This is a genomic window from Streptomyces pathocidini (genome assembly GCF_001418495.1).
GTDB classification, from domain to species: Bacteria; Actinomycetota; Actinomycetes; order Streptomycetales; family Streptomycetaceae; genus Streptomyces; species Streptomyces pathocidini.
In genome coordinates, this window is record NZ_LIQY01000176.1 from 1,124 (window position 1) to 9,530 (window position 8,407).

Below are 8,407 nucleotides of genomic sequence, written 5' to 3' on the forward strand. Positions count from 1 at the left end.
ACGCCCTCATGGCCCGACTGCGGTAGGCACCGCGCGGGACACCGAAATCCCCCGGCTCCTCGAAGGAGACCGGGGGATTTCGCGTGTGCCGTCAGGCCGTTGGGCCGCTGTGAGCCGTCGGCTCAGCGCTGCCAGCTGTGGGCGCTGCGGAAGCCGCTCTGTCGCTCCAGGCGGCGCCAGCGGGCCGCGGAGCGGTGCGTGGTGACCGGCGCGTGGTCGGTGCCGGCCGCGGCGCGGGCGAGCAGCACCGCCGTGAGGGCGGCCAGCTCCTCGGGCTCGGCGTGGCCCTTCTCGACACGCAGGAGGTTCTGGGAACTCATGGGGGTCTCCGTGCCTTTCGTTACTGCGGGGGGTTGCCGTGCTTGCGGGAGGGCAGGTCGGCGTGCTTGGTGCGGAGCATCGCGAGGGAGTTGATGAGGACCCGGCGGGTTTCGACCGGGTCGATCACGTCGTCCACGAGGCCACGCTCGGCCGCGTAGTACGGGTGCATCAGCTCGGCCTTGTACTCCTTGACCATGCGGGCGCGCATGGCCTCGGGGTCCTCGGCCTCGGCGATCTGCTTGCGGAAGATGACGTTGGCCGCGCCCTCGGCGCCCATCACCGCGATCTCGTTGGTCGGCCAGGCGTAGGTGAGGTCGGCGCCGATGGACTGGGAGTCCATGACGATGTACGCGCCGCCGTAGGCCTTGCGCAGCACCACGGAGATGCGCGGGACGGTGGCGTTGCAGTACGCGTACAGCAGCTTGGCGCCGTGGCGGATGATGCCGCCGTGCTCCTGGTCGACGCCCGGGAGGAAGCCGGGGACGTCGAGCAGGGTCAGGATCGGGATGTTGAAGGCGTCGCACATCTGGACGAAGCGCGCGGCCTTCTCGCTGGCCTCGATGTCCAGCACCCCGGCCAGCGACTGCGGCTGGTTGGCGACGATGCCCACGACCTGGCCGTCGAGCCGGGACAGGGCGCAGATGATGTTGGTCGCCCAGCGCTCGTGGACCTCCAGGTACTCGCCGTCGTCGACGAGCTCCTCGATGACCTTGCGCATGTCGTATGGGCGGTTGCCGTCCGCGGGGACCAGGTCCAGCAGGGTGTCGCCCCTGCGGTCCGCCGGGTCGTCGCAGGGGGCGGCGGGCGGGTTCTCCCGGTTGTTCTGCGGCAGCAGCGAGAGGAGGTAGCGCACCTCGGCGAGGCAGGACTCCTCGTCGTCGTACGCGAAGTGGCACACGCCGGAGGTCTCGGCGTGCACGTCCGCACCGCCGAGGCCGTTCTGGGTGATCTCCTCGCCGGTCACTGCGCGGACCACGTCGGGCCCGGTGATGAACATCTGGGAGGTCTCGCGGACCATGAAGACGAAGTCGGTCAGGGCAGGGCTGTAGGCCGCGCCGCCCGCGCACGGGCCGAGCATCACCGAGATCTGCGGGATGACGCCGGAGGCCTTGGTGTTGCGCTGGAAGATCCCGCCGTATCCGGCGAGCGCCGAGACGCCCTCCTGGATACGGGCGCCGGCGCCGTCGTTGAGCGAGACGAGCGGGGCACCGGCCGAGATGGCCATGTCCATGATCTTGTGGATCTTCGTGGCGTGGGCCTCGCCCAGCGCGCCGCCGAAGATCCGGAAGTCGTGCGCGTACACGAAGACCGTGCGGCCCTCGACCGTGCCCCAGCCGGTGACGACACCGTCGGTGTAGGGCTTCTTGGCCTCCAGGCCGAAGCCGGTGGCGCGGTGCCGCCGCAGCGGCTCGACCTCGTTGAAGGAGCCCTCGTCGAGGAGGAGGTCGATGCGCTCGCGGGCGGTCAGCTTGCCCTTGGCTTTCTGAGCCTGGGTGGCGCGCTCGCTGGGGCCGCTGCGGGCCTCCTCGCGGATCGCGTGCAGCTCGGCCACTCGCCCACGGGCGTCGCTCGCCCCGGTGGGCGCATCGTCGAGAAGGGTCATGTACCGACCCTACGAAACGAGGCCTCGAAAACCGTCCGTCGACTTCTCACAGTCTCCCGACCGTTTTCCTGGAAGCCTTGGACAGAATCACCACCTCTACGCCCGAGTAGCTACGACCCGAGCGCTCGGGTGTTGTGAGGTCACCACAATCGTGGCTTGTCATGCCCTCTACGTTCACCGCTCGGAGACCGTACCGCCATACGGGTGACCCCCGGCGAACCGGGGGCCACTGTTCCGCAGCTGTCGGGGAGCTCCTGGGCCGGGCTCAGCCTCCGCAGTGGAAGCGGGCGTCGCCCCAGTCTGCGTGGTCGCCGCCGTTGCCGTCGCCGCCGTCCCCGACCACCAGGTCGACGTACTTGGCGCCGGACACGTCGGCGGTGAGCGACCAGGCCGCCTCGCCCTGCTTCTTGACCGGGGACTGCACCTTCTCCGTCCCGTCCGCCTCGACGCTGAACTGCACCGTGCCGTGCTTGCTGTCGTCCACGCCCACCTCGGCGGTGAAGGAGGTGCACCGGCCGCCCAGGTAGTAGCGGATCCTGGCGGGGGCGTGGCTGCCGATGCCCTTGTCGTAGACCTTCCCGGCGAGGGTCAGCCGCGGCCCGTCGCCCGCGCCCTGCTCACCGTTGGCCAGGTCCTTCTCCACCGGTCCCCAGCCGTTCTCGGCCGAGGTCCAGTCGATGTCGCTGGCCCAGGTGTCGGCGGTGGGCGGCGGCGGGAGGGTCCGTACGGCGGACTCGGCGGTGAGCCGCTTCCCCGTGGAGCCGACGCGGTAGGAGGCCGAGGAGCCGATCGTGTACGTCTTGTACTCGGCGTCGGCGGGCGGGGTGACCCGCCAGGTGACGGTGGCCTTGGAGCCCGCGGCCACCGAGTCGAGCGTGGCCGCGCCGTCCGCCTCGGCCTGCCAGCCCTCGGGGACGTCCAGCTTCAGCTCGACGCCGGCGGCCGCCTCCGCCTCGTAGTTTGCAAAGGTCGTGGTGACCTTGTTGGCCTGGCCCGGCTCCAGGGTCTCGGCGTCCGGCTCGACGGAGAGCGTGCCGCAGGCGGCCTGCTCCTTCGCCGGTCCGAGGTCGGTGACGGTGAAGCCGTCGAGGACGAAGTCCGCGCCCTCCGGAGCTCCTTCGAGCTTGCGCAGCCCGGCCCAGGTGTCGCCGCAGCCCGCCGTGACCTCCTCGCTGAAGTGGCCGGTGGTCCGCTGCTGCCCGATGGCCGTGGCCCGGGTCTCGACCGAGTCGGGCCTGCCGTCGGCGATCGGGTCGTAGCCGTCGATCCACTCGTAGGCGCCCGCGTGGCTGGACTGGTAGTCGAACTCGACCTTGTAGGCGCGGCCGTTCTCCATCGGGACGGTCCAGGGCGCGGTGCGGTAGACGAGGCCGGTGTTCTCCTCGTGCGCCTTGAGCGACTCGGCGCCGCCGATCACGTCGTCGGACAGCTTCCCGTTCCAGCCGGCCTGGGTGTACGGGGCGTGCTTCTGCGCGATGTGGGTGCGCGGGTCGGTGGAACCGCCCGCGTCGCCCTTGATGAACGGGCCCCAGCCCTGGTCGACGGCCTCGAAGTCCTCGTAGGCGACCGTGCCCGACTTGGCGGCCGGGGCGTTGGCGACGAGGCGCACGTCGTCGATCCGGACGGTGGCCGAACTCCCCTTGGCCGCCTCGACCTTGAGCGTCGCGGTGCCGTTCGCGGGCGCGGTGAAGTTGACCTTGGCCCGCTGGAAGTAGGTGTCGTGCCAGTCGCTCGCCGCGACCGTGTTCAGCAGGGTCGAGCGGTCGACGGAGACCTGCTTGCCGGCGATGGAGAGGGTGGTGCGCCGCTCCTTGCCCGGCTCGACCTCCAGCCACGCGGAGGCGGTGTAGCGCTTGCCCGGCTGAAGGCCGGTGATGCGCTGCTCGACGGCGGCGGTGGCGGAGCCGCTCAGCGCGGCGCTGCGGCGGCCCTGGTCGTCGGTGTCGTTGCTGACCGTGCCGGTCTTCTTCCAGGCGTCGAGCCCGGTGTCGTTGAAGCCGGGGTCGGCGACCTTGGTGCCTTCGCCCCACTGGGGGTCGGCGGCGGCGGGCGTGCGGCCCTCCGGGTAGAGGACGTACGGTTGCCCGGCCTGGGCCTCCAGCGTCACCTGTCCGCCCTTGGCCCTGACCGTGCCGGCCTTGACCCGGCCGTTGTCGGTCAGCTTGTAGACGGTGTACGCGCTGCCCGGCACGGCCCAACTCGTCGTGCCGCCGGACTTGTTGTAGTGGTACAGCTTCTTGCCGCCGTCCCAGGGCAGCAGGTAGGTGTCGCCGCTGAGCACCTTGCGGTCGTGGTCGTAGATCGCGCGCTTGCCGTCCTCGACGGCGCCGCGCAGACCGCCGGTGAAGGTGATGTCGTTGCCGTCCCAGCGGGTGATCTGCTCCTGCTGGAGGAACTTGGCGGGCAGGTTGCGCTGCCAGATGTTGTCGTAGAACTTCGTCCAGTCGGTCTCGCCGGTCCAGCCCTCGAAGTCGACCAGGGCCGTCTGGCCGAGGACGGGGTCGTTGTTCCAGACGTCCTTCTCGCCGTTGCGGATGAAGCGGATGATCTTCGAGTTGAGGCCCTTGTTGGTGGCGCCGCCGTAGTCGAGGTCGTTGGCCCAGTGCGACCAGAGCGAGGCGTGCTCGAACTTGTCCGCCCACTCGGTGGCCACGTTCCAGCCCTGCTTGCGCACGGCCTCCATGGTCTTGTCGGCGATCCAGCCGTGTGTGTAGTAGACGTCGATGTAGACCATCGACAGGTTGGGGCCGGTCTCGTCCCGCAGCTGCCGGAAGCGCTTCTCCAGGTCGCCGCTGGTGATGTCGCGGCGCTGGTCGATGTAGTAGCTCTGGTTGAGCCAGTTCCAGCCGGGCGCCTTCTCGTCCACCAGCTCCTCGTTGAAGTGGTGGGCCTCCGGGTAGGACTCGGTGGCGTTGACGTGGACGCCGAAGGTCGCGCCCCACTTCTTGCCGCTCTTCAGCAGCTTGTTGAGGTCCTCCAGGCCGCCGGCCCGCTTGTTGTAGTTGCCGCCGTAGTCGGGGTGCGCGGAGTCGTGGCCTTCGGAACCGTAGCCCTTGAGCAGCGCCATCTGCCCGAGGCCGTCGGTCGAGAGCGAGATCCGCTTGACGTCGTCGAGGGTGCGCAGGAACGGGTGCGTGGCCTGGCTGGCGAAGTTGAACGGGATGTGGGTGACCACCCGGTCCGGCGTCCCGTCGCTGCCGGGCGCCTTGATGCCGATGGTCCGGAAGGCGACCGCGCCGTCCTGCCAGTCGACGACCTTGTCGCCGTTGGCGTCGGGCGTGACGACCACCTTCGCCCAGGGCAGCTCCTGGTCGGGCTTGGCAGCGCCCTCCCCCCGGTACGTCCACTGCCCGGAGCTCACCCCGACCCGTACGGTCCCGTCGGCGTTCCTGCTGGCCTGGTGCCAGAAGCGGGCGTCGTCACCGCCGGTGGCCCCGGAGGGCTTGTCGTACGAGGAGTTGGACTCCACGGCGGCCGCCAGCTCGCCGGTGTTGACGATCGCGTAGGCGGCGCCCACCGGTGACGACTCGACCGGGGTGCCGGCGGTGACCCGGGCGAAGACGTCGGCGGTCCTGGTGGAGTCCGGGTCGAGCTTGGTGAAGGCCGTGGCGGCACCCTGGTCGGCGCTGGAGACGGACACCAGGTCGTGCCCGGGTACGTCGATGGTGCCGACGCGGAACTCCGCGGTGTCGCGCACCGCCTCGACCCTGAACGTCGTGGCCCGACCGCTGACCGACAGGCTCGCGTCGATCTCGACGCCGGTCAGGTCGGGGAAGGTCAGCGTGTAGCGGGCCTTGCCGCCCTGGACCACCGGGTCGGCCTTCGTCTTCACCGCGTAGGCCTTGCCGTTGAGGGTCACCGAGGTCACCTCGGCGGCGCTGCCGGCCAGCCTGGCCCCGCTCGCGCGGTCGGTGTACGCGACCACGCGCGGGAAGTCGTTGGCCACCGTGACCGAGAGCCGGTCCGAGTCGAGCACGGTCGTGCCCGCCGGGGCCTCGTACGCGGTGGCCGACAGGGAGGGGTCCGGCCGCGCGGCGGCCGGCAGGGCCGGACCCGCCAGGGTGAGGACGGCCGAGGAGACGGCGGCTATGGCGCACACCGTGCGGAATCTTGGCGACATGGGCCCTGGTTAGTCGCGCCGTCACCTGATAGTCAACGGACCTGGTGATTCCGAGCCTCGGCAGTCCAACAACCCTTCTCCGGAAGTCCAAGACGGCTTCTGGCGCCCGCGGCCCTCCTCCGTCCCGCGAGACGAGCCCACGTGCTCTTCGCGATGCTCCGCGACCGGCACCCGCTACGCCCCGACCCGCCCCGCCAGCCTTACGAGCCCGTGGGCCCTGGCGACTGGCGGCCCTACTCCTGCGGCTGGACCCCGGCCCGCAGCAACCCGTACGTGTAAGCGTCCTCCAGCGCCTGCCAGGACGCGGCGATGACGTTGTCCGCGACGCCCACGGTCGACCACTCACCGCTGCCGTCGGTGGTCGAGACGAGCACCCGGGTCGTGGACTGGGTGCCGTGCTTGCCCTCCAGGATGCGGACCTTGTAGTCCACCAACTCCAGCCCCGCCAGCTGCGGGTAGATCCGCTCCAGGCCCACCCTCAGCGCCCGGTCCAGGGCGTTGACCGGGCCGTTGCCCTCGGCGGTGGCCACGATCCGCTCACCCTTGGCCCAGAGCTTCACGGTGGCCTCGTTGGCGTGCGTGCCGTCCGGGCGGTCCTCGACGATCGCCCGCCAGGACTCCACCCGGAAGTGGCGCCGTGCCCGCCCCTCGACCTCCTCGCGCAGCAGCAGTTCGAAGGAGGCGTCGGCGGCCTCGTAGCTGTAGCCCTCCAACTCGCGGGCCTTGACGCGCTCGACGACCCGGCCGACCAGCTCGCGGTCGCCCCCGAGGTCGATGCCGAGCTCCTTGCCCTTGAGCTCGATGGAGGCGCGGCCGGCCATGTCGGAGACCAGCATCCGCATGGTGTTGCCGACGAGTTCGGGGTCGATGTGCTGGTACAGGTCCGGGTCGACCTTGATCGCGGAGGCGTGCAGCCCGGCCTTGTGCGCGAAGGCGGAGACACCGACGTACGGCTGGTGGGTGGAGGGGGTCAGGTTGACCACCTCGGCGATGGCGTGCGAGATCCGGGTCATCTCCGCCAGCGCGCCCTCGGGCAGCACCTGGCGCCCGTACTTGAGCTGGAGCGCGGCCACCACGGGGAAGAGGTTGGCGTTGCCGACCCGCTCGCCGTAGCCGTTGGCCGTGCACTGCACGTGGGTCGCGCCCGCGTCCACGGCCGCCAGGGTGTTGGCGACGGCGCAGCCGGTGTCGTCCTGCGCATGGATGCCGAGCCGGGCGCCGGTGTCGGCGAGTACAGTCGCCACGACGGCCTGGACCTGGGCGGGCAGCATCCCGCCGTTGGTGTCGCACAGCACCACCACGTCGGCGCCCGCCTCGGCGGCGGTGCGCACGACCTGCTTGGCGTACGCGGAGTTGGCGCGGTAGCCGTCGAAGAAGTGCTCCAGGTCCACGAAGACCCGGCGGCCCAGGGACCGCAGGTACGCGACGGTGTCCCGCACCATCGCCAGGTTCTCCTCCAGCGTGGTGCGCAGCGCCAGCTCGACGTGGCGGTCATGGGACTTGGCGACCAGGGTGACCACCGGGGCGCCGGAGTCCAGCAGCGCCCGCACCTGCGGGTCGTCGGCGGCCGCGACGCCCGCCCGGCGGGTGGAGCCGAAGGCGACCAGCTGGGCGTGGCGGAAGTCGACCTCGGCCCGGGCGCGGGCGAAGAACTCGGTGTCCCGGGGGTTGGCGCCTGGCCAGCCGCCCTCGATGAACCCCACCCCGAACTCGTCCAGGTGGCGGGCGATGGTCAGCTTGTCCGCGACGGTGAGGTTGATGCCCTCACGCTGCGCGCCGTCGCGCAGCGTGGTGTCGAAGACGTGGAAGGCGTCCCCGGGTGAGGAGGGACCGGTTGCGTCCGTCATGGTGATCTGACTCCTGATTCGGATCTCGGCTACCGGAATAGCCGGTTCCACCATCTCTCCAGGATCCCTCACGCTCCGCGTCCGGCATGGGTGGCTCGGAAACGAAAAGACCCCTCGCGGGTGCGAGAGGTCTGCGCGCGGGTCTGAGGACACGGTGCCCGCTCCGTACTGCGTCCTACGGTGCGGTCACTGCGGACCGGCGCGCCCTGCCAATAATCATGGCGAACGAGAGCACGGCAGCAGTCTCGCACGGGTTGCCCACCCGGCGGGCCCAGATCTCACAATGTGGTCGCCGACGGACCTGGCGGTCAGCCGGTCACGGCGGTTCGGCACCGCGGGGCTCCACCACGGTGGTTGCACGCCGTCGCGGCGGGCAATCTTGGGGACTTCGTCCCCAAACCCCTGTCCCGCGGGACGCCCCCTCGCGCGCCCCCGAACCTGGCAGGCCCAGGGGGCCGACAGAGGTCCGGTACCGGATCCAGCAGGCCCGGGCCCGGGTGGGCAGGGGTCTGGGGA

Annotated in this window: 4 protein-coding genes; all 4 read right to left on the reverse strand. The window is 70.8% G+C overall.

Features of this window, described 5'->3' with window-relative positions:
• Positions 1–122 precede the first annotated feature (122 nt).
• On the reverse strand, positions 123–320 hold the full coding sequence (locus AOK16_RS10625) for an acyl-CoA carboxylase epsilon subunit (RefSeq protein ID WP_055472004.1): 198 nt from the start codon (positions 318–320) through the stop codon (positions 123–125).
• 20 nt (positions 321–340) lie between these two features.
• Positions 341–1,924 carry an acyl-CoA carboxylase subunit beta gene (locus AOK16_RS10630; RefSeq protein ID WP_055472005.1) on the reverse strand — a complete coding sequence of 528 codons (1,584 nt, stop codon included), beginning with the start codon at positions 1,922–1,924 and terminating at the stop codon, positions 341–343.
• 265 nt (positions 1,925–2,189) lie between these two features.
• A complete protein-coding gene (locus AOK16_RS10635) occupies positions 2,190–6,044 on the reverse strand; it encodes an endo-alpha-N-acetylgalactosaminidase family protein (protein ID WP_055472006.1) in 3,855 nt (1,284 codons plus the stop codon).
• Between the two features lie 233 nt (positions 6,045–6,277).
• Positions 6,278–7,891: a citramalate synthase gene (gene cimA / locus AOK16_RS10640; protein ID WP_055472007.1), complete on the reverse strand. Its 1,614-nt coding sequence runs from the start codon at positions 7,889–7,891 to the stop codon at positions 6,278–6,280.
• Positions 7,892–8,407: the final 516 nt, after the last annotated feature.